A 25,432-nucleotide genomic window follows, 5' to 3' on the forward strand; every position below is an offset into this window, starting at 1 on the left:
GAGACCTGACATGCAAACGACTACCGACAAAAACCGCATTGCCCACAGATCGCCATTTGATATGGCGGTCATCCTGATGCTGGTCGGCGCGACATTGCTGATCATCTGGCTTTCATTGACCTATCGCTCGCTCTGGGCCGCGCATTGGCCGAGTTACAGCGACATGGTGTCGAGCCTTTCCCAGCCGAGTGCCTGGTTGCGCTGGCTGCTTGGCGACATCAGCGAGGTGGCGTTCTACAAACACGAGTTCGCCTCGATCGGACTCTTGGCCGGCGCCTATCTCGCCTATTGGGCGAATCGAACGGGCAGAGCCTGGCAAGGCTTCAGCATTGCCTATGGCACCGGGTTATGGCCGTGGCTGATCACCAGTTCGTTACTCGGGTTGTTGCTGAGTAACGTGCTGTGGGGCTGGACGGTGACCGCCACCAGCTGGCAACCCACCTTCGCCGCGTTCGTTTCGCTGCCGGCGGCGATGGTGCTGATGTTCGGCAGGGGTTGGAAGGTCACGATCAACGGCGCAATCATGGGGGCCGTACTCGTCACACCCATGTGCTTGTTGATTGTCAATTACCTGTGTAACCCCTTGGGGTTGCCAGCGGTGATCGGCAATGTGCTGGGCATGGCGGTCGCCAGCGTCGTGGCATTTCTACTGTGCCGCTATCGACCCGGCCTGATGAAGTCCGAGCAGTCCGTGATACCACCCGCCAAGTCTCCCGCGCCCGTCACCAAAGCGCCCGACTACGGGGTCGTCTGGAGCCTGCGCCGGGTCTTGGCAGACTTTTCCGAAGCGCCATTCTTTGGCAATGAACTGGCCAGTCTTGGCTTGTTACTGGGGGTATTGCTGGCGTACGCGATGAACCCGATCAGCCCGGCGTACGGGTCGGGACTATTGCTGCATATCATCGCTGCACAAGCGCTGAGCTCGGCCATCGGGGTGCTGGTCTGGCGTCGACAATGGATGATGCGCGGCTGGTACCCCACTTACGTGCCTCTGGTGTCAGTGGTACCCGCTGCGATCCTGACCCATGGCGGCAGTGGGCTGGTGATCGGCTCGAGTGCGTTGCTGGGGGCATTGATCGCACCGCCCCTGGCCTGTGCGATCGCCAAGCGATTGCCGGCCGACATGCATGCCTACATCGGCAATGTCCTGTCCATGGCCATCAGCACGTTGTTGATCGTGCCGCTGATCGGCGTTCTTGTCGCGGAGTAAATGCCCCAGCTCCTTCGGCTGTCCCCGTCTTGAACCGGGTACAGCCACCTCTCTTCCTGAACACGTGAGGTATCACATGGATCTGCCCAAACTAGCTATCGCGGCGCTTGGTGGCACAGTGAGCATGCAAGCCAGGAATGCTGGCGAAGGCGTTATCCCGACCGTCAGCGGCGAGACTCTACTGGCATCCGTTCCGCAATTGACGACGCTTGCCCGGGTGACCGTTGAAACCCTTGGACTGCTTCCCAGCGCTTCACTGGATTTCGAACTTTTACTGACCGTATTGTCTTGGGCAGAATTTCAAATCAAACAGGGCGCCGTGGGTGTCGTGTTGATCCAAGGCACCGACACACTCGAAGAAACGGCAGTTTTTTTCGATTACCTGTGGCCTCACGACGCGCCACTGGTGGTGACCGGTGCGATGCGCTCGGCAGCACAGCCAGGGGCCGAGGGGCCGGCGAATCTGCTGGATGCATGCCGCGTAGCGCTGTCCGAGAACAGCCGGCGGCGGGGCGTTCAGGTCGTTATGAACGGGGAGATTCATCAAGCGAGAAGCGTGCGCAAAACCGATTCGCTGGCGCTGCAGGCGTTTACCTCTCCGGTCGTGGGGCCTACAGGCTTGATCATGGAAGACCGCGTTCACTACCTTCGTGCGCCGGCTCAGCGCAGGGTTTTGCCTTTGCCACACCAGACAACACAGAAGGTTGCGATGCTCGAGGCATCCCTATCGGCCGACACGCTGTTTCTGGAAAGCACTCTCACCCTCGGTTATGACGGGCTGGTGATAGCCGGTTTCGGCGCCGGACATGTCTCGCAGAGCTGGGCGACCGTGATTGAGCACGTCGCCGAAAGTATCCCGGTCATCATCGCGACTCGCACCGGTTCGGGCTCTACCGCGCAAGCCAGCTATGGTTTTAACGGCAGTGAGATGGATTTGATTCGCAAGGGTGCATCGATGGCGGGATTTCTATGTCCGCGTAAAGCCAGGGTTCTGCTTTGGCTGTTACTTGGTTGTCAGCAGCAACATGAGTTGTCGCGCTACCTCAAAGACGAAAGCTGCATTCAAAATTGATACTTAACCTTGTAGGAGCCGGCTTGCTGGCGATTGCGGACATCCAGACGACACAAATGTCGCCTGACGAACTGCAATCGCCAGCAAGCCGGCTCCTACAGGAATTGCGTTTTTCAGTCGCTACCAGCCCGCTCCGCTGACCGCCTCCTGCGCCAGCGGGTGCATATCCGCGCCATGATGCTCGGTCTGCCAGGCCAGCAGCTCCTTGCGCATGCCCGGCGTCCAGTACATCTGCAGATGATTACGCACACCCAGTACTGCCTGTTGCCGGTCCGGTTCGGTGGCGAAGTACTGGGCGATCTGGTTGGCCATCTTGATCAGGTTTTCGGTGCTCATCGGCGCACCTCTGCCTTATCGCCACGGGCATGACGGCGCTCCTTGAGCAAGCGGTGCTGTTCTTCGGTGAATTCCTGGAAGCGTTTTTGCCACTCCGAAGGGTGGTACACGCGGCTGACCTCCACGGCCGTGACCTTGTACTCCGGACAGTTGGTGGCCCAGTCGGAGTTGTCGGTGGTAATCACGTTGGCCCCCGATTCCGGGAAGTGGAAGGTGGTGTACACCACGCCCGGCGCCACCCGCTCGGTGACCCGCGCGCGCAGCACGGTCTGCCCGGCGCGGCTGCCGATGCCGACCCAGTCGCCTTCGTTGATGCCACGGCTCTCGGCGTCGGTCGGGTGGATTTCCAGGCGGTCTTCATCGTGCCAGGCGACGTTTTCGGTACGTCGGGTCTGGGCGCCGACGTTGTACTGGCTGAGGATGCGCCCGGTGGTCAGCAGCAGCGGATAGCGGCTGTTGACCTTCTCCTCGGTGGGCACGTAGCCGGTGAGCATGAAGCGCCCCTTGCCGCGCACGAATTGATCGATGTGCATGGTCGGCGTACCGTCCGGTGCCTCGGCGTTGCACGGCCATTGCAGGCTGCCGTGGCGCTCGAGTTCGGCGTAGCTGACGTTGGTGAAGGTCGGCGTCAGGCGGGCGATTTCATCCATGATTTCCGATGGATGCTTGTAGTTCATCGGGTAGCCCAAGGCATTGGCCAGCGCCACCGTGCCTTCCCAGTCGGCCTTGCCGCCCAGGGGATCCATGACCTTGCGCACCCGCGAGATGCGCCGCTCGGCGTTGGTGAAGGTGCCGTCCTTTTCCAGGAACGAAGCGCCCGGCAGGAACACGTGGGCGAACTTGGCGGTTTCGTTGAGGAAGATATCCTGCACCACCACGCACTCCATGGCTGACAGGGCCGCGGTGACGTGCTGGGTGTTCGGGTCACTCTGGGCGATGTCCTCGCCCTGGCAATACAAGCCCTTGAAACTGCCGGCCAGCGCCGACTCGAACATGTTGGGAATGCGCAAGCCCGGATCGGGTTGCAACGTGACGTTCCACGCCTGCTCGAACTGCGCCCGCACCACTTCGTTGGAAATGTGCCGGTAGCCGGGCAACTCGTGAGGGAAGGAGCCCATGTCGCAGGAGCCCTGCACGTTGTTCTGCCCCCGCAGCGGGTTCACGCCCACGCCTTCGCGGCCGATGTTGCCGGTGGCCATGGCCAGGTTGGCGATGCCCATCACCGCGGTACTGCCCTGGCTGTGCTCGGTGACGCCCAGGCCGTAATAGATCGCGGCGTTGCCGCCAGTGGCGTACAGGCGTGCGGCCGCACGAATATCGGCGGCGTCGACCCCACAGACTGCGGCAAGGGCTTCCGGCGAGTTCTCCGCACGGCTGACGAACTCGCTCCAGCGGGCGAAATCGTTGCCTTCGCAGCGGGCGTCGATGAAGGCCTGGTTTTGCAAGCCTTCAGTGATGATTACGTGGGCCAGAGCGTTGAGCATGGCAACGTTGGTGCCGGGGCGCAGGGCCAGGTGATATTCAGCGCGAGCATGCACTGAATCCACCAGATCGATACGCCGTGGATCGATGACGATCAGCCGCGCGCCTTCACGCAGGCGGCGCTTGAGTTGCGAAGCGAACACCGGGTGCGCATCGCTCGGGTTGGCGCCCATCACCAGGATCACGTCGGCCTGCATCACCGAGTCGAAGCTCTGGGTGCCAGCGGACTCGCCCAACGTTTGCTTCAAGCCATAACCGGTCGGCGAATGGCAGACCCGGGCACAGGTGTCGACGTTGTTGTTGCCGAAGGCGGCGCGCACCAGTTTCTGCACCAGGTAGGTTTCTTCGTTGGTGCAGCGGCTGGAGGTGATGCCGCCGATGGAATCGCGGCCATATTTCTGCTGCAGGCGGCGGAATTCGCTGGCGGCGTAGGTCACCGCCTCATCCCAGCTGACTTCCTGCCACGGGTCGTTGATGTGCTTGCGGATCATCGGCTTGGTGATGCGATCCGGGTGGGTGGCGTAGCCCCAGGCAAATCGGCCCTTGACGCAGGAGTGGCCGTGGTTGGCCTGGCCGTTCTTGTCCGGGACCATGCGCACCAGTTGGTCGCCTTTCATCTCGGCACGGAACGAGCAACCCACACCGCAGTAGGCGCAGGTGGTGATCACGCTGTGTTCGGGCTGACCCAGTTCGACCACGCTTTTTTCCATCAGCGTGGCGGTCGGGCAGGCCTGTACACAGGCGCCGCAGGACACGCATTCCGAATCGAGGAAGTTATCCCCGCCAGCCGCCGCCACCCGGGATTCAAAACCGCGCCCGGTGATGGTCAGGGCAAAGGTGCCCTGGGTTTCTTCGCAGGCACGTACGCAGCGGTTGCAGACGATGCACTTGCTCGGGTCGTAGTCGAAGTAGGGGTTGGAAGTGTCCTTCACGTCGGCCAGATGGTTGTCGCCTTCATAGCCGTAACGCACCTCCCGCAGGCCGACCTGACCGGCCACGGTTTGCAGCTCGCAGTTGCCGTTCGCCGAGCAGGTCAGGCAGTCCAGCGGGTGATCGGAGATGTACAGCTCCATGACGTTGCGCCGCAGGGTGGCGAGCTTCGGCGTCTGGGTATGTACGGTCATCCCTTCGGTGACCGGCGTGGTGCAGGACGCCGGATAGCCGCGCATACCGTCGATCTCCACCAGGCACATGCGGCAGGAGCCGAAGGCTTCCAGGCTGTCGGTGGCACAGAGTTTGGGAATGGTGGTGCCCAGCAACGCGGCTGCGCGCATCACCGACGTGCCCTCGGGCACGCTGATGGTTTGACCGTCGATGTTCAGGGTGACCTGCACCTGGCTGTCGCGGGCTGGCGTGCCCAGATCCATGTCGGTTTTCGGATCGAATACAGTGATCATTGCTCGGCCTCCGAGGGCTGCAAGCCGAAGTCGGCGGGGAAGTACTTGAGGGCGCTGGCAACCGGAAAGGAGACCATGCCGCCCAAGGCGCACAGCGAACCGTATTGCATCGTGTCGCACAGGTCCTTGAGGATGATCACTTGCTGATCACGACCGGCCTGATCTGGCGCGGCCAGCAAACGGTCGATCACCTCCACGCCCCGGGTCGAGCCGATACGGCACGGCGTGCATTTTCCACAGGATTCCTCGGCGCAGAACTCCATGGCGAAACGCGCCATGTGGGCCATGTCCAGCGTGTCGTCCGCCACCACCACACCACCGTGACCGAGCATCGCGCCCATGGCGGCGAAGGCCTCGTAATCCAGCGGCGTATCGAATTGCGACGGCGGCACCCAGGCACCCAGCGGGCCACCCACCTGCGCAGCCTTCAGCGGCCGGCCACTGGCAGTGCCACCGCCGTAGCCTTCCACCAACTCGCGCAGGGTCAGGCCGAAGGCCCGTTCCACCAGGCCGCCGTGACGAACATTGCCCGCCAACTGGAAGGGCATGGTGCCCAGGGAACGGCCCATGCCGTAGTCGCGATAGAACTGCGCACCCTTGGCCAAAATCAGCGGCACCGAGGCCAGGGTCAGCACGTTGTGCACCAGCGTCGGCTGGCCAAACAGGCCCTGCAACGCGGGGATCGGCGGCTTGGCGCGAACGACCCCGCGCTTGCCTTCGAGCGAATCCAGCAGGGCGGTTTCTTCACCGCAGATGTACGCGCCGGCACCGACCCGCACTTCCATATCGAACGCCTGGCCGCTGCCGCCGACATTGGCGCCGAGGTAACCGTTCGACCGGGCAATCTCCAGCGCGTTGCGCAAGGTGGCCACGGCATCCGGGTATTCCGAGCGCACATAGATATAACCGTAGGTGGCCCCTGTGCAGAGACCGGCAATGGCCATGCCTTCGATCAGCAGGAAGGGGTCGCCTTCCATCAACATGCGGTCGGCAAAGGTGCCGGAGTCGCCTTCGTCGGCGTTGCACACAATGTACTTCTGCGCCGCCTGGGTGCCGCGCACCGTGCGCCATTTGATCCCGGCGGGGAAGGCGGCGCCGCCACGGCCACGCAGGCCCGAATCGAACACCGCTGTGGCGGTTTGCTCGCCGCCGATGGCGACAGCCCTTGCCAGGCCTTCGAAACCGCCATGGGCGCGGTAGTCGTCCAGCGACAACGGCCGGGTAATGCCGGCGCGGGCGAACAGCAGGCGTTGTTGGGTCTTCAGATAAGGCAGCTCTTCTACCAGGCCCAGGGACAGAGGATGTTCGGTTGAGCTGTGTAGGGCTTCGAGAACGGACGGCACATCGGCAGCGGTCAGCGGGCCAAAGCCGATCCGGCCTTGTGGTGAGTCCACCTCCAGCAACGGCTCCAGCCAATACAGGCCACGCGAACTGGTGCGCTGCAACTCCAGTGGCAGGTTGCGCTCCCTGGCCTGAGTGATCAGCGCCGCGGACACCTCATCGGCCCCCACGGCACGGGCCAGCGAGTCGGTCGGCAGATAAAGAGTCGGCATCATGCGTCCTCCCGGCAAGCGTCGAGCAAGGCATCCAGACGCTCAGCGCTCAGCCGCGCATGCACCCGGCCGTCCAGCTCCAGGGCCGGCGAGCAGGCACAAGCACCCAGGCAATACACCGGCCGCAAACTGATGCTGCCATCAGCGCTGCTGCCGTGATCATCCAGCTGCAGACGCTCACGCAATTGCGCCGCCAACTGCTCGGCACCGCGGCTCTTGCACGACTCGGCGCGGCACAACCGCAGGATGTGCCGGGCAGGCGGCGCAGTACGGAAGTCATGGTAAAAACTGATCACCCCGCGCACCTCGGCCTGACTCTGGTTCAGCGCGTGGGCAATCTCGGGCACGGCCGCATCGGGGATATACCCAATGCGCTCCTGAATATCATGAAGAATCGGCAACAGAGCACCGGGAGTGCCCTTATGGCGCTCCAGCAGGGTATTGACCACAGACAGGTGCAACTCAACATCAGGCATTCAGCAATCCTCACGGTCACGGACAAACCAGAAGGTCGTCGGTCGTCCGAAAGTGTCGGCTGCGGCACTCACACCACGTCACGGCATCGTGGCATTGACAGGCCGTTGGCCAGGGCACCCTGAGCGGGCATCTTGTTGTGCCCGGCACGGTCTTCGCCGCACCTCAACTGGGCATAAAGGGCAGCTTGCCACGCCGCTATTGATCAAACCGCACCAAAGCGACGTGCTCGGTTCTGCCTACGACTATGCATTAAGTCTAGATGAGCGCCGCAGGGGCGTTCACACACTGGCCTAACGGCCTGAAGGCTTGTCGATGAGGGATGTATAACAAGCATTAGAGGTGGAAAGAAGCCTCAGAACCGTAGGCAATTCTGCGGAGCAGATGGGCAAAACCATTCCGGGAAAAGCAGCGGTCCGCTCAACCAAAGCCCGAAACTCGGGGCTAATCCAACCGAACGGCACGCAAAACCCCTGTGTGAACCCCCTGTGGGAGCGAGCCTGCTCGCGAAAACGCCAGCCCAGCCAACACAAATGCCAAATGGGGTCCTGCATCAAAAAGCAACTCACCCACCAGGGCCAAACAACACCCACCAGCCCCCGCAATACCCTGTAGGAGCTGGCTTGCCAGCTATAACGCCAGCCCAGCCAACATCACTGCTGAAGCTAGCCACCCGCACGGGTGTCACCAAAACCAGTGTTCAATGCGAAATCGAAATTGCCACATCATCAGACTGGCTCAGTCCGGCATTCCATTCGAGCCTTCTTGTTAACGAACCACGAAGATTGCCCATACCAGCTTCCTGTAGGAGCGAGCATGCTCGCGAAAAACCCAAGGCAACCCCCACGCCCGCAGAATGCCCAAGCCCCCGCAACCAAACCCATCCCTACAAGCGTCATGCCTGACGTCTAAAAACGCAAAAGCTACCCTCCAGCCTCCGCCGCCCGCTTGCCCATCGGCCCAACCACCCGATCCCGCTCCAACACCTTCACCGCATCATCCACCAACGCCTTACTCATCGACGTCAGATAATGCGCAGCCCAGGCATGCCGGTCGGTATCCCTGGCATAGGCAGCATCTTCAGTCAGCGTCTTGGCCAGGAACAGAAAATCAGAAGCCATCGACAACGCATCACCGAGCGGAACGCCGCGAGTAACGTGGAACAGTGGTTGATCGGAGCAGTAAATGGCGGGGGTTAATCCGATGGTTTTGAGTTCGGGTTGTTCGGTCATTGGTCACCTCCGAGGATGGAGAGGCAATGGGGGAGGGCGTTACGCCATTGGGAATCGCATAGAGGGGAAAGCCAAATTTCAAACGGATTGATACTGCGCATTATCCAACTCCTTGATATGAGGAGCTGCCACGTTCGTTTCCACACGAATGGGTGACAGCTGTGCGCAGGGTGGAAAACCGGGAATCAAGGAAACCGGCACGCCCGAAGACGTCCCACGCACAGCCGCCATAACTCACGCCGCAGGCATAAAAAAAGCGCCGGCAGACATGATGGGGGCGCTGTTGCGCCTTGAATTACACGGGTTTCCACACCCGGTCACTGAATTGGCAGCGACGGCGACGAGGGTATCGTGCTGACCTCTTTGCTGCAACCTTCGACAGAGTCCTATGCAAACTCTTCGCCGAGAATGATTGGCTTAAGCTGCAAAAAAACCTACCGGAGTTTCTGAGGCGATTGGCATTCCTGCAGCAGTTCCACTGGGAAGTTCTAATGGGGTTACGTTCGTCGGGGAGCAAAGGTGAGTAGCTAACTTTCTTGCCTGCACAAAAAAGGTCCTGTTAAGCAGGAACCTTTCAAGTTTAAGTGCCGAGGGAGACTCGCATCATCCATGTTCTACAAAGCTCGCAGGGGATTTAATTTCCTTGGGATACAGATAGGGGTATAGGCACGTGAGTGCTGGCTTCCGGCTGGAGAGGCATGGCAAAGGAGTAGCCGTGGACCCGGTTCTAGTTAGGTGGGGCGACCGAAACCAAGAGGAAGCTGCTCAGTGGCGGCTTAGGATTGAGATTGTCCGAAGGGGACAATGCGTGATAGGAATGCCGGTTTATATAAGGTGGGGAGAATGATGAGACGAGAAAAGGCTTCGCTCACTCTGTTCATCGCCGTATTGTTCTGCGTTGGATGGTCTATTGGCCGAGCTTTGGCTAACCACCCAGATCTCGAAACATTCAAGCTAATGAACATCATTGGCTTGATCTATGACCTATTGGGTTTAATTGTCCTTTCAGAAATGGTTGCAACATCAGTTCGCTGGAAATCCTTCATTATTGACTGGGGGGCTGTGGTTTTTCTCTGGGGCAAACCGTAATTCCTCTAGGCGCGTCGATAGGTGCATGGACTCTTAGTGACGCTCCATCCGCATCTACAACAGCGTCTTTTTTTTTGCGCCTATGGTTTTATTCGATGGTGCCACTTTCGATGCTTGATGCGACAGTCACATTCCCGAGAGCAGTGAAGCTGCAAAACACTGAGCAACGTATTCGTCGGCTGGGGCTTGGCCTAATTTTGTCGGGTTCGATCGTGCAGATTGCTGCCGCTTTCAAAGATCTCAATGCGTAAGGCGAGGTTGGAAGGGTAACAATTTTATATTGGATGACCCCGAAAAAATTTATTCGTCTCCTTAACTCCAAGCGACGGGGCTTGGAAATGCCCGTGCATTCATGTAGGATCAGTGGGCTGGCGTTCTTAAAATCCGGAACGCTGTGCCTGACTTAGCAGATCTCATTTCTGCTGCTTCAGGACTCAATGGGGTAGCATAATAAGGAATAATGCGTTCCACATGTATTTGTGGAAAGATGCGGGTTCGATTCCCGCCTCCCCCACCCAGAGTCCATCAATGAACGACATTGAAATTCTTGCCATCCATAAGGCTCAGAGTCGAAACGTAAGGCACTTGAAGCAAGTTATTAAGTCTTTTAAAAGAGACATTAATAGCGATATTCGCAAGAGTAAAAAATTCCAAATTGAAACAAAAACTAAGTTATTGGCTTTGCTTTATTCTGCTTGGTCAGAAGCTCAATTTGTGCAAATTGCTTATACTGAGAGTGGTTTTTCAGCTTCTGAGATTAAAACTCTCCTAAAGGCGAAAAAGAATGGAATTACCAACGGCTGGATTAAGATGATTAATCTGGCTTTTGCAAAAGTAGGAAACCCTAGTACTGATGTTGAGCTGGGCAAGAGACTAAATAAGCTTCTAGGGCTGGTTGCGAGTCAAATTACAAAGCCTAGCAGTATAAGAAACAAAGTTGCACATGGACAATGGGTTGAGGCGTTGAATGGTAGTTTGAATAAGATTGATTTGGTCATGACTGGGGATCTGAATAGCTTGGATTCAGTCCAGATAATGCGACAAATTGAAATTCATAACTATCTTGGAAAGATAATAAGGGATTTGGTACAGTCGCCAGCACTTGGGTTTGGTCGAGACTATTTGATCCATGTCACAGCACTGGAGCAATATGCGGCGGAAACCCAAAGCTGGTCAGTTACTACTAAATCAAGCGAATTAAACAAAAAACCGGTCTGCTATAATTCTTAACAAGCGTGCTTAGGGGGAAGGGAATTTAAGGTATTGCCGTAAACCCGCGTGATCGTTGATGCTGGCGAAGCCGTCAGCCATGGTTGTGGCGGTCGCAGGCCTCGGAATGAACTCAAGCTTCATCGCGGCTCTCTGAGTGAGGTGTCAAGAGTTACGGCTAGGAACAAAAAAGGGACGGATTTATTTTTCACCCATTTTTTAAATAATAAATCCGTCCCCTTTTTTTATCCGGCACGGGAGAAGCCGTACAAATTTTTTATCCGCTGCGAGAAATAGCTCCCGACTGAAGCGGCGGTTATTAACTCCTGATAGACATATTCAGGTACATCGTAATATTCATAAATCGCTCCGTTCAAGAACTCTACCTCCAGAGTCTGCGATGACTCGTCATGTCCAACAGATGCTATGTTTGAAGAGCTAACAGTTACACGTTCCATGATTTCTCCTATTGAGTACTATCTTGGTTTCTCCATGCCGTAACGAGCCTGGAGTAGTCTTCCTTTCTTCGTGTAGAGTTCCACTTCTCACCAATTTTAGGGTCTCCGCTATTGGGGTATTTGTCCTCGGGTAAAACGTTGAACCTGCACCGCGTTGGGAGTTGGGCAGCTTCCCCAACTATAATCGCCTCCCCAGTTCTAAGGATGGGCAGTGAGTCAACAATCCCCGCCAAGCCATCAGACATAGCTGCTTTAACTATTCCACGATCCGTCGAGTTATTTATGCGCAGCGAAATAATTGTTCCGCACTGAGATAGAATAGTTTCATCAATTTCAGATGGGCGCTGGCTAACAATCATTGCGCCAACACCAAATTTCCGACCTTCTTTGGCAATCCGTTGTACCATTTCCTTTGAATGTCCATTCTCTGACTTCCCGAGATAGCGGTGTGCTTCTTCAAGTACGATAAGAAGGGGGCGCTCACGCATTCCTTCAGTAACATTTCTTCCCCAAATTGCCGACTCAAAGATAATGTCGAGGACTGCACCCAAAAGAAGCGTCAACCGTGCGGAGGGCATTCCAGACAAGTCAAGTATCGTTATGGGCTTATCATGCCCCAACCAATCTTCCAGAAGATCATCTAAATCTTTCTTGATCTTGCCCTCGCTGTCTGGATTCCACTCGCCTGGGTCAAGCAAGAATGAGTATTGTGTGTCAAGCAGCCTTGACTTCATCAAATCAAGCTGCCTTTTCATTGCCCCAGTTCCACCCTTTTTTGGTAGTGACGAGCCAGCCCCAGGAGGGAGAAACTTAGGGGCAATCAAGTCATTAAATGCGCCCTTTCCATTAGGAGAGTATGCTGGAATAGTCATGGCTGCATCGTTGTAATTAATCCCGTCCTCATGACAAAGGTCATACCATATCTTCTTCAATCTATAAGGTAGCGGTGTGTTACTGGTTATTTTATCCACATCTATATTTTGTATGTCATTCTCAACGATGCCCAGCCTCTTTTCATCAACGGTTTTATCCATGAAAAGTGATCGCTGAGAATCGTTTGGATTGTTGCAAAGAAATTCAATAAGTTTATCTGGTGAGATGCACCAAAATGGTATGTATAGCTGATTTTCGCCTGAGGGCATGATTGAAAAGGTCTTGGCGACATCGCTGAGTGCTGGGCCATATTCGCCGTGAATGTCTATCAGCAATACTCTCGCAGATGGTAAGGGTGATCCATCAGCTTTGATCACCATTGACCGAAGAATACTCGCCGTGCTGGTTGACTTCCCAGATCCGGTAGATCCCAAAATTGCAGAATGGCGAGCGATAAGCTTATCCAGGTCCAGGCTTATTTCAATTCCTTCCGAACTGGACAGGCGGCCAACTTGGAAGTGACTATTTAAGTTCTTTCTGAAAATTAATTTCAGGTCACTCTCGACGACAAAATGAACATGGTCGCCGATGCTTGGGTACTCGCTTATGCCTCGATCAAAACTTCCTCCAATGGACTCTCCCACTAGCTCAACTTTGATCCATTTTCTATCGGAAGACATTTTTGAATCGGCGTCGACTGTTGAAGTTTCGCTAGATTCGGAAATAACTCCGTAGAGGTGGTTATACCCTAAAGGAATTTTCACGAAGCTTCCGACTTGCCCGATTCGATAATTGCGTCCTTCCAGCACGACAATTCCAGACTCCACAGAGGCAGCGAGTTCAACCGCCACCGAAGAGCTTGATACGGCACTTACAAGCCCTAGAAACGTTGGTTGAATAATTGTCATATTGTCTGCTCTTGGATTTCCTGAAGAACTGGATGAACTGCATCTTGAGATATGTCGCTACCAGCAGTTGCCAGAAAACGAGCTAGCCGCAGGAAGTCTCCAAGTAAGAATTTGTTGTCTTTATAGTATTCTGCTCGAATTTCATGCCAATTTTTGGTTGGAGGGGTGCCGATTTTCCACTTTGCTTCCACTCCATTGATCACAGCCCCATCGCTACAAAAAACACTTATTCCTGGGCACTTTAGAGCCAATTCCTTAGCTGCCTTTTCATCTGCCAGATTATTAAACTGAAAAGCAAATAATGCAGCGGTGGGATTGGCCATTAGGCACTCAAGCAGTCGCGATGAGATGTGGGCGTCAGCAAAAGAAAATCCGGTGCTTAAAATTAATGTGTCAGGCTCGAGAATGAAGTTCTTCAGGCGTTCAAAAAGAGACGAAAACGGAGCGGCTTGTGTTTGATCGTACTTGATGTGTGATGGATAAACCATATTGGCGTTTTTAGAGTTCGGTACGCGTACAACTTCGCCATTAGCATTTGACTCCCAGCCAATAGAGCCATGAAGTTTCCAAAGTCTTACCCAGCGCGGCGGAAGATCATTTTTTGAAATGCTTGAGGGATCAAAAAAAGCACTTTTGGAGCCGCTGAATCCATCAAAGTAGGGTGTTCGAGCTCGTTCCAAGGCATTTTCAATCAAAAGGTCATAATTTGTTGTAAATATTTCAATCGCATACTTTCTATTAATGCCGTTGATCCATGATACAAGTTCAGAGTATGGATTTGCGCCCAGTGGTAAGTCCTGTGCAACTACTTCCCTAATTGAATTGCATATTGCTTCAGAGAGATCGGAGAAATCTTTTTCTGAAAAATTAAACAGCTTTCCATCGCCAATAACTTCTGCAAGCATTCTGACACGTGATAAGACCTTCTCTAAGTTCGAGTCCGGAAATGATGTTTTTATTTGATTGTACACTTCCCGCTGGATTTCATTCAGTTCATCTAATACGATTTTCTCAAGGCCGGCGATATTTGGTATCAACGGCTTCCATTTTCCTGCTTCACCGATGTTGATGCTGACGGGCGCCCCTGCACCGATCAGTATCCCTATTTTTTTTCTTCCGTTTGTAGCGAGTTGGCGAAATCCAAACATGTGTTGATCGGGGTTGTGCGAAGTATTTTCCATATTCTTACCTATTATTTTAATTCGGCAGTGCCGGGTTGATAGCAGATATTTATCTTATTGACCTGCTACGTCGCTTTTGAGATTGGAAAATTTCGCATCTATGGTTGGATTGCCGCGGTTTCGTTTTTTAATTTCGTTTTCTTGCATGTCCGCGCATCAGGATGACTGTTGCCAAGTCCTTAACACCATCACCTTCCCCGCGACTCTAGCACATGGCTGCGTGCCATCAAGGTGCGCCACACGATGTCATCGCCTGTGGTTACTGCCTGCGCCTTAATTGGTCTCTGCTGAGCACCAACAGTCCAGATCAATAATGCCCGCCATCCAGACTAGAAGCGCAGCGAGGTTCTGTTCCACGATTTGCCGACCATCAGCGATCAGGGATGTTCTCTGCAGATTCCCGCTTGGCTCTTGCCATAAAGAGTTTTTCGGACGAGCGTCCCGCATTCGGCGGTAAACGGACTTTGCTAACGCTGCTAGGCGAAAAAACTGGAAAATGGGGAAGTGGAAAAGGTGGAGGAGGTCTTAGAAAGTAGGTTGGAAAACAGGGTAAGGATTTGTAATTGGATAAGATGTGGCGACTAACGTCAGTACGGCAAATGGGCGTTACCGCTTTTTCTAGGTCCCGCGCCGTCATTTATTGAATATCTTTCAGATAATCCTTAAGCGCGACAAGCGGCGCATCAAGCTCCTCCAGCGTCTGAATCCCGGCAAATTCCCCCGCCAACCTCCCCAACTCCCGCCCCAACGGCTTATCCACACCCCCAACCGCCTCCAACGCCAACCCCACACACTCACCCACCTTCCCCTGAATCCCCTCAACATCCCCCCGCCGCACCAGCAGCTCAAACACATCCCGCTGGTAATCACCCATCACCAGGTCATCCCGCAAAATCGGGCTTGAACCTTCCGACTCGTAAGCCAGCTTGAGGGAGAAGAGGGCGACGGTTTCCAGGTGCGATTCCATGGGGGAGTCCTTGTGAAATGTTCCGCGGGTGTGGGGCGCGTGGAGAAGCAGGATCAAAAGCATCGCCAGCAAGCCGGCTCCTACAGGTCAGCGCGGTGTCAGGGCGTTGGCGGTGGGGTGCCAGGTGCTTTTCTGCAGACGAAAAAAAAGGCCTTGCTAAGCAAGACCTTTCTTAATTTTGGTGCCCCGAGGGAGACTCGAACTCCCACTCCTTTCGAAAACGGATTTTGAATCCGCCGCGTCTACCAATTCCGCCATCAGGGCAATGGCCGCGGAGTATAAAGATGAGATAACCGTCGGTCAATCAGGTACATGGAGAATTTTTGATATTTCCGCTAGACTTCCCGGCCCTGCTAGACGAACCCCATCATGCGCGTTGCTGACTTTACTTTCGAGCTCCCTGATTCGCTGATCGCCCGCCACCCTTTGGCCGAGCGTCGCGGTAGTCGCCTGTTGACCCTGGATGGGGTCAGCGGCGCCCTGGCACACCGTCAATTCACTGATTTGCTGGAGCATTTGCGCCCTGGCGATTTGATGGTGTTCAACAATACCCGGGTGATCCCGGCGCGGCTGTTTGGCCAGAAGGCTTCCGGCGGCAAGCTGGAAATCCTGGTGGAGCGGGTGCTGGACAGTCATCGCGTGCTGGCCCATGTGCGTTCCAGCAAGTCGCCCAAGCCCGGGTCGAAGATTTTGATCGACGGCGGTGGCGAGGCCGAGATGCTGGCGCGTCACGATGCGTTGTTCGAGCTGGGCTTTGCCGAAGAGGTGTTGCCGCTGCTCGACCGTGTCGGGCACATGCCGCTGCCTCCTTATATAGACCGCCCGGACGAAGGCGCGGACCGCGAGCGTTACCAGACCGTCTACGCCGAGCGTTTGGGCGCGGTGGCGGCGCCGACGGCGGGGCTGCATTTCGATCAGGTGCTGATGGAGGCGATTGCCGCCAAGGGCGTTGAGACGGCGTTCGTGACCCTGCACGTGGGCGCTGGCACCTTCCAGCCGGTGCGGGTCGAGAAGATCGAAGACCACCACATGCACACTGAATGGCTGGAAGTTGGCCAGGACGTGGTGGATGCGGTGGCCGCCTGTCGTGCGCGCGGCGGTCGGGTGGTGGCGGTGGGGACGACCAGCGTGCGTTCCCTGGAAAGCGCCGCCCGCGATGGCGTGCTCAAGCCGTTCAGCGGCGATACCGACATTTTCATCTACCCGGGCCGGCCGTTTCATGTGGTCGATGCCCTGGTCACCAATTTCCATTTACCTGAATCCACGTTGTTGATGCTGGTCTCGGCGTTTGCCGGTTATCCGGAAACCATGGCTGCCTATAAAGCCGCCGTCGACAACGAATACCGCTTTTTCAGCTACGGTGATGCGATGTTTATCATCCGTAACCCCGCACCACGTGGCCCCGAGGACAAAGAATGAGTCGCCAATGTCGTATGTCGTTTGAGTTACTTGCTACTGACGGCAAGGCTCGTCGCGGTCGTTTGACCTTCCCGCGCGGTACCGTCGAGACCCCGGCCTTCATGCCGGTGGGCACCTACGGCACGGTCAAGGGCATGTTGCCGCGGGATATCGAGGCCACTGGCGCTGAAATCATTCTGGGCAACACCTTCCACCTGTGGCTGCGTCCGGGCATGGAAGTGATCAAGAAGCACGGCGACCTGCACGATTTCATGCAGTGGAAAGGCCCGATTTTGACCGACTCCGGCGGTTTCCAGGTGTTCAGCCTGGGCGCCATGCGCAAGATCAAGGAGGAGGGCGTGACCTTCGCCTCCCCGGTCGACGGCGCCAAGGTGTTCATGGGTCCGGAAGAGTCGATGCAGGTCCAGCGTGACCTGGGCTCGGACATCGTGATGATTTTCGACGAATGCACGCCGTACCCGGCCGACGAAGACGTCGCTCGCGTGTCCATGGAGTTGTCGCTGCGCTGGGCCCAGCGCTCGAAAAACGCCCATGCCGACAACACGGCGGCGCTGTTCGGTATCGTTCAGGGCGGCATGCACCAGGATCTGCGCATGCGCTCCCTGGAAGGCCTGGACAAGATCGGCTTCGACGGCCTGGCCATCGGCGGCCTGTCGGTGGGCGAGCCCAAGCATGAAATGATCAAGGTGCTGGACTATCTGCCGGGCCAGATGCCGGCTGACAAACCTCGTTACCTTATGGGCGTTGGCAAACCGGAAGATCTCGTGGAGGGTGTGCGCCGCGGTGTGGACATGTTCGATTGCGTGATGCCAACCCGTAATGCCCGCAATGGGCATCTGTTCATTGACACAGGCGTGATCAAGATCCGTAACGCGTTCCATCGCCATGATGATTCGCCGCTGGATCCGACCTGCGATTGCTATACCTGCCAGAACTTCTCCCGTGCTTATCTGCATCACCTGGACAAGTGCGGCGAAATGCTGGGAAGCATGCTCAATACCATCCATAACTTGCGTCATTATCAAGTGCTTATGGCTGGTTTGCGCGAGGCTATTCAACAGGGTACATTGGCCGCCTTTGTCGATGCCTTCTACGCCAAACGCGGGCTACCCGTGCCGCCTTTGGACTGAGTTTCCTGACCCCAAGATTCAACATTTGCAACTGGAGTGCTAAATGAGCTTTTTTATCTCTAACGCCATGGCAGACGCTGCTGCACCTGCGGCAGGCCCTATGGGCGGCGGCTTTGAGTGGATTTTCCTGGTCGGCTTCCTGGTCATCTTCTATCTGATGATCTGGCGTCCACAGGCCAAGCGCGCCAAAGAGCAGAAGAACCTGCTGAGCAGCCTGCAGAAAGGCGACGAAGTCGTGACCACCGGCGGCATCGCCGGCAAGATCACCAAAGTGGCCGACGATTTCGTGGTTCTGGAAGTTTCCGACACCGTCGAAATGAAGTTCCAGAAAGGCGCCATCGCCGCCACGCTGCCAAAAGGCACGCTCAAAGCGATCTAAGTTTCAACTTCTACTCAATCGACGGGGCGCGCAAGGCGCCCCGCGTCATAAGCGGGCGGCGTGATGCTGAACAAATACCCTCTGTGGAAATACATTCTGATCCTGGCGGTGCTGGCGATTGGTCTGATTTATTCCGCTCCCAATCTTTATCCTGATGACCCGGCCATTCAGGTCAGCGGTGCAAGCACTGCGCTGCAGGTCAATCAGGCTGATCTGGACCGTGTGAGCGCTGCGCTCAAGGAATCCGGGATCAACGTCAAGGCTGCCACCCTGGCTGCCAACGGCAAGGGCGGTTTGATTCGCCTGACCAAGGCTGAAGACCAGCTGCCGGCCAAAGACGTCGTGCGCAAGGCATTGGGTGATGACTACGTCGTTGCACTGAACCTGGCGCAAACCACCCCGCAATGGCTGCGCAGCCTGGGCGCGCACCCGATGAAGCTGGGCCTGGACTTGTCCGGTGGCGTGCACTTCCTGCTGGAAGTGGATATGGACAAAGCCCTGGATGCACGCTTGAAAGTGTACGAAGGCGATGTAAAGAGCCTGTTGCGTAAAGAGAAACTGCGCTATCGCAGCCTGCCGCAACTCAACGGCGCCATTCAGCTGGGCTTCTCCGATGAAGACAGCCGTGAACAGGCCCGCAGCCTGATCCGCAAGAATTTCAACGATTTCGACATTGTTCCGGCCGACCTCAATGGCCAACCGGTGCTGCGTCTGGCGATGACCCCGGCCAAGCTGGCGGAAATCCGTGAATACTCCATCAAGCAGAACTTGACCACGGTCCGTAACCGCGTCAACGAGCTGGGTGTTGCCGAACCGATCGTCCAGCGTCAGGGCGCCAACCGCATCGTGGTTGAGCTGCCGGGCGTGCAGGACACTGCCGAAGCCAAGCGTATCCTCGGCAAGACGGCCAACCTTGAGTTCCGCCTGGCCGCCGAGCCTGGCGCTTCGAAGGCCACGTCCGAGGAATTCGAGTTCCGTGAGGGCAAGCGTCCTCCTGCGCTGATCGAGCGTGGCCTGATCATCACCGGTGACCAGGTGACCGACGCCAAGGCTGGTTTCGGCGAGCACGGTACGCCAGAAGTGAACATCCGCCTGGATGGCCACGGTGGCGAGCTGATGAGCCGTGCGACCCGTTCGAACGTCGGTCGCAGCATGGCGGTGATCTTCATCGAGCAGCGTCCGGTTACCACTTACACCAAGCAAGTGGTCAACGGTGTCGAGAAAGACGTCGCGGTGCAGTCGTTCAAGGAAGAGAAGAAGATCATCAGCCTGGCGACCATCCAGTCGCCGCTGGGCGCGCAATTCCGCATCACCGGCCTGAATGGCCAGGGCGAGTCGTCCGAACTGGCGCTGCTGCTGCGTGCCGGTGGCCTGGCCGCCCCGATGTACTTCGCTGAAGAGCGCACCATTGGCCCGAGCCTGGGTGCCGACAACATCACCAAGGGTATCGATGCGTCGCTGTGGGGCATGCTGTTCGTGTCGCTGTTCATCATCGCCATCTACCGCTTCTTCGGCATCATTGCCACCGTCGCACTGGCGGTGAACATGGTGATGCTGCTGGCCTTGATGTCGCTGCTGGGGGCCACGCTGACCCTGCCGGGCATCGCCGGTATCGTGTTGACCATGGGTATGGCGGTCGACGCCAACGTGCTGATCTTCTCGCGGATTCGTGAAGAGATCGCCGCGGGCATGACCGTGCAGCGCGCAATCAACGAAGGCTTCGGCCGGGCATTCACCGCGATTCTCGACGCCAACCTGACCACCTTGCTGGTCGGCGGCATCCTGTTTGCCATGGGCACAGGGCCGGTCAAGGGCTTCGCAGTGACCATGTCCCTCGGGATCTTTACCTCGATGTTCACGGCCATCATGGTGACCCGCGCGATGGTCAACCTGATCTTCGGCGGACGTGACTTCAAGAAGTTGTGGATTTAAGGGGCTGCCATGTTACGTACAATCAACTTCATGGGCGTTCGCAACGTTGCGTTCGGCGTCACATTGTTCCTTACCGTGCTGGCCTTGTTCAGCGTCGCCACCAAGGGCATGAACTGGGGCCTGGACTTCACCGGCGGTACGCTCATCGAGCTGACCTACGAGCGTCCGGCCGACGTCACCAAGGTGCGTGAGCAGCTGGTGACCGCGGGTTATCACGAAGCCATCGTGCAGAACTTCGGTGCAACCACCGACCTGCTGGTGCGTATGCCGGGTGAAGATCCACAACTGGGTCACCAGGTGGCCGAGGCCTTGCAGAAGGTCGGCGGCGAAAACCCGGCGACGGTCAAGCGCGTCGAGTTCGTCGGCCCGCAGGTGGGTGAAGAGCTGCGCGACCAGGGCGGCCTCGGCATGCTGATGGCGCTGGGCGGCATCCTGATCTACCTGGCGTTCCGCTTCCAGTGGAAGTTCGCGGTCGGGGCGATCGTGTCCCTGATCCACGACGTGATCGTGACCATCGGTATCCTGTCGTTCTTCCAGATCACCTTCGACCTGACGGTGCTGGCGGCGGTACTGGCGATCATCGGTTACTCGCTCAACGACACCATCGTGGTATTCGACCGGGTTCGTGAGAACTTCCGGGTACTGCGCAAGGCCAGCCTGATCGAGAACATCAACATCTCGACCACGCAAACCCTGCTGCGGACCATGGCCACCTCGATCTCCACTTTGCTGGCGATCGCAGCCCTGCTGTTCTTCGGTGGCGACAACCTGTTCGGCTTCTCCATCGCGCTGTTCATCGGTGTATTGGCGGGTACTTACTCGTCGATCTACATTGCCAACGTGGTGCTGATCTGGCTGAACCTAAGCTCCGAAGACCTGATTCCTGCGGCCAACACCGAGAAGGAAGTCGACGACCGTCCTTGAAGGGCAATTCCTTCAGCGATGTAGTCCAAAAAGGCGCGAGTTGAACTCGCGCCTTTTTTTATACTCCAAGGCTGGGAGAAGCGCAGACGCGCTCCGCATGTGATGTTCAGGAGGTTCATGTGAACAAGTCGATGCTGGTTGGTGCTGTACTGGGTGCTGTCGGTGTAACTGCCGGCGGTGCTGTGGCCACCTACAGCCTGGTTAAGGATAATGGCCCTGAGTACGCGCAAGTACTCGCGGTTGAGCCGGTCAAGACGCAAATCAAGACTCCACGTGAAGTGTGCAAGGATGTAGCGGTCACCCGGCAAGCGCCGGTCAAAGATCAACACCAGATTGCCGGTACCGTGGTAGGTGCGCTGGCAGGTGGCTTGCTGGGTAACCAGATCGGCGGCGGCACGGGCAAGAAGATTGCCACGGTTGCAGGCGCTGTCGGTGGTGGTTATGCCGGTAACAAGGTGCAGGAGGGCATGCAAGAGCGTGACACCTACACCACGACCCAGACCCGTTGTAATACGGTAAATGACATCAGCGACAAGGTCGTGGGTTACGACGTGCGTTATTCGCTCGATGGCAAGGAAGGCAAGGTGCGGATGGATCGCGATCCAGGGAACCAGATCCCTGTGGATAAAGAGGGCAAGTTGATCTTGTCGGAGAATCAGCAGGCGCATTGATCCGCTGAAGTCAGATTCAAAAAGAAGCACCCTGCGGGGTGCTTTTTTGTGCGCACGCTATTTGTGCGCCACCACACATCCCCTGTGGGAGCGGGCTTGCTCGCGAAAGCGGTGTATCAGTCGCCATCTTTATCGACTGACACGGCTTCTTCGCGAGCAAGCCCGCTCCCACATTTGGATTTGTGGTGTTTGGGGGATCAAATTCCAGGCATAAAAAAAGCACCCCGTAGGGTGCTTTTTCTGTCGCTTGGACGCTTAGCGCTTCAGCGAGGCTGGCAGGTGCGGCTGGATGGCCGTCAGTACTGCCTTGAAGCATTTGGTGTTGCCGGCTACGACGTGGCCTTTTTCAAGGAAGTCATGACCGCCGGTGAAGTCGCTCACCAGGCCGCCTGCTTCCTGGATCAACAGGGCGCCTGCTGCCATGTCCCACTCGGACAAGCCCGACTCCCAGAAGGCGTCGAAACGACCGGCGGCCACGTAGGCCAGGTCCAGGCTCGCCGAGCCAGCGCGGCGGATGCCGGCGGTCTGGCCGACCAGGGCGCGGAACATGCCCAGGTAGTTGTCGAGGTTGTCCATCTGGTCGTCACGGAACGGGAAGCCGGTACCCAGCAGGGCGCCGTCCAGGCTGGTGCGACCGCTGACGCGCAGGCGACGGCCGTTCAGTTGGGCGCCGCGACCACGGCTGGCGGTGAATTCTTCCTGGCGAACCGGGTCCAGGACCACAGCGTGTTCCAGGCGACCGCGGTATTTGCAGGCGATGCTGACAGCGAAGTGAGGGATGCCGCGCAGGAAGTTGGTGGTGCCGTCCAGCGGATCGATGATCCACAGGTACTCTTCGCCTTCGATGCCGGTGCCGGCGTGCAGGCCGGTCTCTTCACCCATGATCGAGTGATTCGGGTACGCCTTGCGCAGTGCGTCGATGATTTTCTGTTCGGCGGCGCGATCCACCTCGGATACGTAATCCTTGGCGTCTTTTTCGTCGACCTTGATGGTATCCAGGCGCTCGATGGAGCGGAAGATCAATTCACTGGCGCTGCGGGCGGCGCGCAGCGCGATATTCAGCATGGGCTGCATGGATGTGTCACCTAAGGTTGTTAAAGAAAGCCGGGCATTCTATCAGAAAGTTTCTACAGGAGAAGGACGACGTTCGCTTTCATGGCTTAACGGTAGTGGGCGCTGTAAGATTCTGCTCCCGATAATGTGTTCGAGAGCGCCTCCCTTGCTGCAAAACATTCGTGTCGTCCTGGTCAATACCAGCCATCCGGGCAATATCGGCGGGACCGCGCGCGCCATGAAAAACATGGGGCTGTCGCGCCTGGTGCTGGTCGAACCACGCCTGTTCCCGCACCACGAGGCCGATGCCCGTGCTTCCGGTGCCGGTGACATCCTTGAAAAGGCGCAAGTCGTCGCCACCTTGGAAGATGCCTTGGTCGGCTGCAATCTGGTGCTGGGCACCAGTGCTCGCGACCGGCGCATTCCCTGGCCGCTGCTGGACCCGCGCGAATGCGGGACCAAAGTGGTCGAGGAAGCCGGGCAGGGGGCCGAGATCGCCCTGGTGTTCGGTCGGGAAGATTCCGGCCTGACCAACGAAGAGCTGCAGCGATGTCACTATCACGTGCACATCCCATCAGACCCTGAGTTCAGTTCTCTGAACCTTGGGGCGGCGGTGCAGGTGTTGAGTTATGAAGTGCGCATGGCCTGGCTGGCCGCCCAAGGTCAGCCAACCAAGGTCGAGAAGGAGGAAGTGGCTTCGGTCAAAAGCGCTGAGCTGGCGACCATGGATGAGCTGGAGCGGTTCTATGAGCACCTGGAACAAACCCTGGTGGCCATCGAATTTCTCGACCCGGAAAAGCCACGGCACTTGATGGCGCGCCTGCGCCGGTTGTACGGACGCAGCTCGGTCAGCCGGGCGGAAATGAATATTTTGCGTGGCATCCTCACGGAAACCCAGAAAGCGGCCCGTGGTGAGCTTCTTAAGCGGAAGGATTAATGATGTTTGAGCGTTTGCGTGAAGATATCCAGAGTGTTTTCCATCGAGACCCGGCGGCGCGTAACGCTTTTGAAGTCCTGACCTGCTACCCCGGCATGCATGCCATCTGGATCCACCGTTTGTCGGCGATGCTGTGGCGCGCCGACCTGAAATGGCTGGCGCGGCTGGTGTCGAACTTCGGCCGCTGGCTGACCGGGATCGAGATCCACCCGGGGGCCAAGGTCGGGCGGCGATTCTTCATTGACCATGGCATGGGCATCGTCATTGGTGAAACCGCCGAAATCGGCGATGACGTGACCATCTACCAGGGCGTGACCCTGGGCGGCACCAGTTGGAACAAGGGCAAACGCCACCCGACGCTGGGTGATGGTGTGGTGGTCGGTGCCGGTGCCAAGGTGCTTGGCCCGTTCACTGTGGGGGCGGGTGCCAAAGTCGGCTCCAACGCCGTGGTCACCAAGGAAGTGCCGCCGGGTGCCACGGTGGTGGGCATTCCGGGGCGGATCATCGTCAAGCCGGACCAGGAGCTGGATGCCAAGCGCAAGGCCATGGCCGAGAAAATCGGCTTCGATGCCTACGGCGTGACTGAAGATATGCCGGACCCGGTGGCACGCGCCATCAACCAATTGCTCGACCACCTGCAGGCGGTCGATGGCCGTCTGGAGGGGATGTGTGGGGCATTGAAGGACCTGGGCAGTAATTACTGTGCCAAGGACCTGCCCGAGCTGCGCGAAGAAGACTTCGCCTGTGTGAAGGACAAGGACCAAAGCCAGGCCGGCTGAATCCCCCCCCCTGTAGGAGCTGCCGCAGGCTGCGATCTTTTGATCTTGTCTTATATAAGCAAAATCAAAAGATCGCAGCCTGCGGCAGCTCCTACAGGTCGCATTTAGACAATGGCACCGCGCTAAGCGGTGTGCCATTAAGTCGCAGATCCTGATATGATGCGGCCGCTCTTTTGCGGGTAAACCTGACTAAAGTACTAGGTCTTATAGTTGACTTAAATACTCGGGAATTGCATACTCGCCTCATTCCGAACTCCGTGGTAATTGTCCATGCGACTGACTACAAAAGGCCGATACGCCGTGACCGCCATGCTCGACCTGGCGTTGCACGCGCAGCACGGGCCCGTGTCCCTGGCCGATATCTCCGAGCGCCAAGGCATCTCCCTGTCCTACCTCGAGCAGCTGTTTGCCAAATTGCGCCGTAGCAATCTGGTGTCCAGCGTCCGTGGTCCAGGCGGCGGTTACCAGCTGTCACGCGACATGCAAGGTATCCAGGTCGCCCAGGTGATCGATGCTGTGAACGAATCGGTCGATGCAACCAAATGCCAGGGCCAGGGTGATTGCCATCAAGGCGACACCTGCCTGACCCACCACTTGTGGTGCGATCTGAGCCTGCAGATTCACGAATTTCTGAGCGGTATCAGCTTGGCTGACCTTGTGACTCGCCGTGAGGTGCAAGAAGTAGCCCAGCGTCAGGATCAACGCCGTTGCAACAGCAAGGCGCCACGCCTGGACAAGATTGAAGCGTCCGCCGTCGAATGACAGCC

The 25,432-nt window shown here is 57.1% G+C and carries 23 protein-coding genes and 2 tRNA genes; 14 read left to right on the forward strand and 11 right to left on the reverse strand.

All coding sequences use genetic code 11. The features are described 5' to 3' along the window. Positions 1-10: 10 nt before the first annotated feature. Both CGA21_RS22085 and CGA21_RS22090 read left to right on the forward strand, forming a co-directional pair. Positions 11-1,210, forward strand: coding sequence for a hypothetical protein (locus CGA21_RS22085; protein WP_110747023.1), 1,200 nt, complete (start codon positions 11-13; stop codon positions 1,208-1,210). Between the two features lie 76 nt (positions 1,211-1,286). Then, complete coding sequence (locus CGA21_RS22090; RefSeq protein WP_188265044.1) at positions 1,287-2,282, forward strand: asparaginase; 996 nt, start codon at positions 1,287-1,289, stop codon at positions 2,280-2,282. Positions 2,283-2,402: 120 nt separating this feature from the next. Here CGA21_RS22090 and CGA21_RS22095 read toward each other — a convergent pair whose 3' ends face one another. From CGA21_RS22095 to CGA21_RS22115, 5 genes are all read right to left on the reverse strand, one after another. Further along, positions 2,403-2,618 carry a formate dehydrogenase subunit delta gene (locus CGA21_RS22095; RefSeq protein WP_110747026.1) on the reverse strand — a complete coding sequence of 72 codons (216 nt, stop codon included), beginning with the start codon at positions 2,616-2,618 and terminating at the stop codon, positions 2,403-2,405. Next, a complete protein-coding gene (fdhF, locus tag CGA21_RS22100) occupies positions 2,615-5,497 on the reverse strand; it encodes a formate dehydrogenase subunit alpha (RefSeq protein ID WP_188265045.1) in 2,883 nt (960 codons plus the stop codon). Before fdhF ends, CGA21_RS22095 begins: the two co-directional genes overlap by 4 nt. After that, on the reverse strand, positions 5,494-7,053 hold the full coding sequence (locus CGA21_RS22105) for a formate dehydrogenase beta subunit (protein WP_188265046.1): 1,560 nt from the start codon (positions 7,051-7,053) through the stop codon (positions 5,494-5,496). Before CGA21_RS22105 ends, fdhF begins: the two co-directional genes overlap by 4 nt. Then, positions 7,050-7,526 (reverse strand): formate dehydrogenase subunit gamma, encoded by a 477-nt coding sequence (locus CGA21_RS22110; protein WP_020795582.1) that lies wholly within the window; start codon positions 7,524-7,526, stop codon positions 7,050-7,052. Before CGA21_RS22110 ends, CGA21_RS22105 begins: the two co-directional genes overlap by 4 nt. Positions 7,527-8,447: 921 nt before the next feature. Then, the gene (locus CGA21_RS22115) at positions 8,448-8,756 is read right to left on the reverse strand and encodes a DUF3077 domain-containing protein (protein ID WP_188265047.1); all 309 of its coding nucleotides are present in this window, start codon (positions 8,754-8,756) and stop codon (positions 8,448-8,450) included. Positions 8,757-9,599: 843 nt separating this feature from the next. Here CGA21_RS22115 and CGA21_RS22120 point away from each other — a divergent pair. From CGA21_RS22120 to CGA21_RS22130, 3 genes are all read left to right on the forward strand, one after another. Beyond that, positions 9,600-9,845, forward strand: coding sequence for a hypothetical protein (locus CGA21_RS22120; protein WP_188265048.1), 246 nt, complete (start codon positions 9,600-9,602; stop codon positions 9,843-9,845). A 439-nt stretch (positions 9,846-10,284) separates the two neighbouring features. Continuing rightward, positions 10,285-10,359 (forward strand) — tRNA-Thr (locus CGA21_RS22125). Positions 10,360-10,373: 14 nt separating this feature from the next. Beyond that, positions 10,374-11,075 carry a hypothetical protein gene (locus CGA21_RS22130; RefSeq protein WP_188265049.1) on the forward strand — a complete coding sequence of 234 codons (702 nt, stop codon included), beginning with the start codon at positions 10,374-10,376 and terminating at the stop codon, positions 11,073-11,075. Between the two features lie 224 nt (positions 11,076-11,299). On the opposite strand, the gene CGA21_RS22135 is transcribed toward CGA21_RS22130, so the two are convergent. The 5 genes from CGA21_RS22135 to CGA21_RS22155 form a co-directional block, all read right to left on the reverse strand. Then, entirely contained in the window at positions 11,300-11,512 is a 213-nt protein-coding gene (locus tag CGA21_RS22135) for a KTSC domain-containing protein (protein WP_188265050.1), read from the reverse strand. Positions 11,513-11,520: 8 nt separating this feature from the next. Next, complete coding sequence (locus tag CGA21_RS22140; RefSeq protein WP_188265051.1) at positions 11,521-13,293, reverse strand: ATP-binding protein; 1,773 nt, start codon at positions 13,291-13,293, stop codon at positions 11,521-11,523. Beyond that, complete coding sequence (locus CGA21_RS22145; protein ID WP_188265052.1) at positions 13,290-14,474, reverse strand: SIR2 family protein; 1,185 nt, start codon at positions 14,472-14,474, stop codon at positions 13,290-13,292. Before CGA21_RS22145 ends, CGA21_RS22140 begins: the two co-directional genes overlap by 4 nt. Before the next feature lie 637 nt (positions 14,475-15,111). After that, on the reverse strand, positions 15,112-15,441 hold the full coding sequence (locus CGA21_RS22150) for a hypothetical protein (RefSeq protein ID WP_188265053.1): 330 nt from the start codon (positions 15,439-15,441) through the stop codon (positions 15,112-15,114). Positions 15,442-15,620: 179 nt separating this feature from the next. Then, positions 15,621-15,705, reverse strand: a tRNA-Leu gene (locus tag CGA21_RS22155). Positions 15,706-15,810: 105 nt separating this feature from the next. Between CGA21_RS22155 and queA the strand changes: the two genes are divergently transcribed. The 6 genes from queA to CGA21_RS22185 all read left to right on the forward strand — a co-directional run bounded on the left by queA (position 15,811) and on the right by CGA21_RS22185 (position 21,896). Continuing rightward, positions 15,811-16,860 (forward strand): tRNA preQ1(34) S-adenosylmethionine ribosyltransferase-isomerase QueA, encoded by a 1,050-nt coding sequence (gene queA, locus CGA21_RS22160; protein WP_188265054.1) that lies wholly within the window; start codon positions 15,811-15,813, stop codon positions 16,858-16,860. Positions 16,861-16,874: 14 nt separating this feature from the next. Continuing rightward, positions 16,875-17,990, forward strand: coding sequence for a tRNA guanosine(34) transglycosylase Tgt (tgt, locus tag CGA21_RS22165; RefSeq protein WP_020795592.1), 1,116 nt, complete (start codon positions 16,875-16,877; stop codon positions 17,988-17,990). A 43-nt stretch (positions 17,991-18,033) separates the two neighbouring features. Then, positions 18,034-18,369, forward strand: coding sequence for a preprotein translocase subunit YajC (gene yajC / locus CGA21_RS22170; RefSeq protein WP_007982729.1), 336 nt, complete (start codon positions 18,034-18,036; stop codon positions 18,367-18,369). Positions 18,370-18,432: 63 nt separating this feature from the next. Further along, positions 18,433-20,301, forward strand: coding sequence for a protein translocase subunit SecD (gene secD / locus CGA21_RS22175; protein WP_188265055.1), 1,869 nt, complete (start codon positions 18,433-18,435; stop codon positions 20,299-20,301). Between the two features lie 9 nt (positions 20,302-20,310). Next, entirely contained in the window at positions 20,311-21,225 is a 915-nt protein-coding gene (gene secF, locus CGA21_RS22180; RefSeq protein WP_033040611.1) for a protein translocase subunit SecF, read from the forward strand. A gap of 119 nt (positions 21,226-21,344) precedes the next feature. Continuing rightward, the gene (locus CGA21_RS22185) at positions 21,345-21,896 is read left to right on the forward strand and encodes a glycine zipper 2TM domain-containing protein (protein WP_020795595.1); all 552 of its coding nucleotides are present in this window, start codon (positions 21,345-21,347) and stop codon (positions 21,894-21,896) included. 255 nt (positions 21,897-22,151) lie between these two features. On the opposite strand, the gene suhB is transcribed toward CGA21_RS22185, so the two are convergent. After that, positions 22,152-22,970 carry an inositol-phosphate phosphatase gene (gene suhB / locus CGA21_RS22190; protein ID WP_007941397.1) on the reverse strand — a complete coding sequence of 273 codons (819 nt, stop codon included), beginning with the start codon at positions 22,968-22,970 and terminating at the stop codon, positions 22,152-22,154. Between the two features lie 145 nt (positions 22,971-23,115). Between suhB and trmJ the strand changes: the two genes are divergently transcribed. From trmJ to iscR, 3 genes are all read left to right on the forward strand, one after another. After that, positions 23,116-23,886 carry a tRNA (cytosine(32)/uridine(32)-2'-O)-methyltransferase TrmJ gene (trmJ, locus tag CGA21_RS22195; protein ID WP_033042604.1) on the forward strand — a complete coding sequence of 257 codons (771 nt, stop codon included), beginning with the start codon at positions 23,116-23,118 and terminating at the stop codon, positions 23,884-23,886. Between the two features lie 2 nt (positions 23,887-23,888). After that, a complete protein-coding gene (gene cysE / locus CGA21_RS22200) occupies positions 23,889-24,665 on the forward strand; it encodes a serine O-acetyltransferase (protein ID WP_110747044.1) in 777 nt (258 codons plus the stop codon). Positions 24,666-24,935: 270 nt separating this feature from the next. Beyond that, positions 24,936-25,427, forward strand: a complete 492-nt coding sequence (iscR, locus tag CGA21_RS22205; RefSeq protein WP_007903581.1) for a Fe-S cluster assembly transcriptional regulator IscR — start codon at positions 24,936-24,938, stop codon at positions 25,425-25,427. The last annotated feature ends 5 nt before the right edge of the window (positions 25,428-25,432 follow it).

This window comes from Pseudomonas sp. PSB11, assembly GCF_014596605.1.
In the GTDB taxonomy this organism is placed as follows: Bacteria; Pseudomonadota; Gammaproteobacteria; order Pseudomonadales; family Pseudomonadaceae; genus Aquipseudomonas; species Aquipseudomonas umsongensis.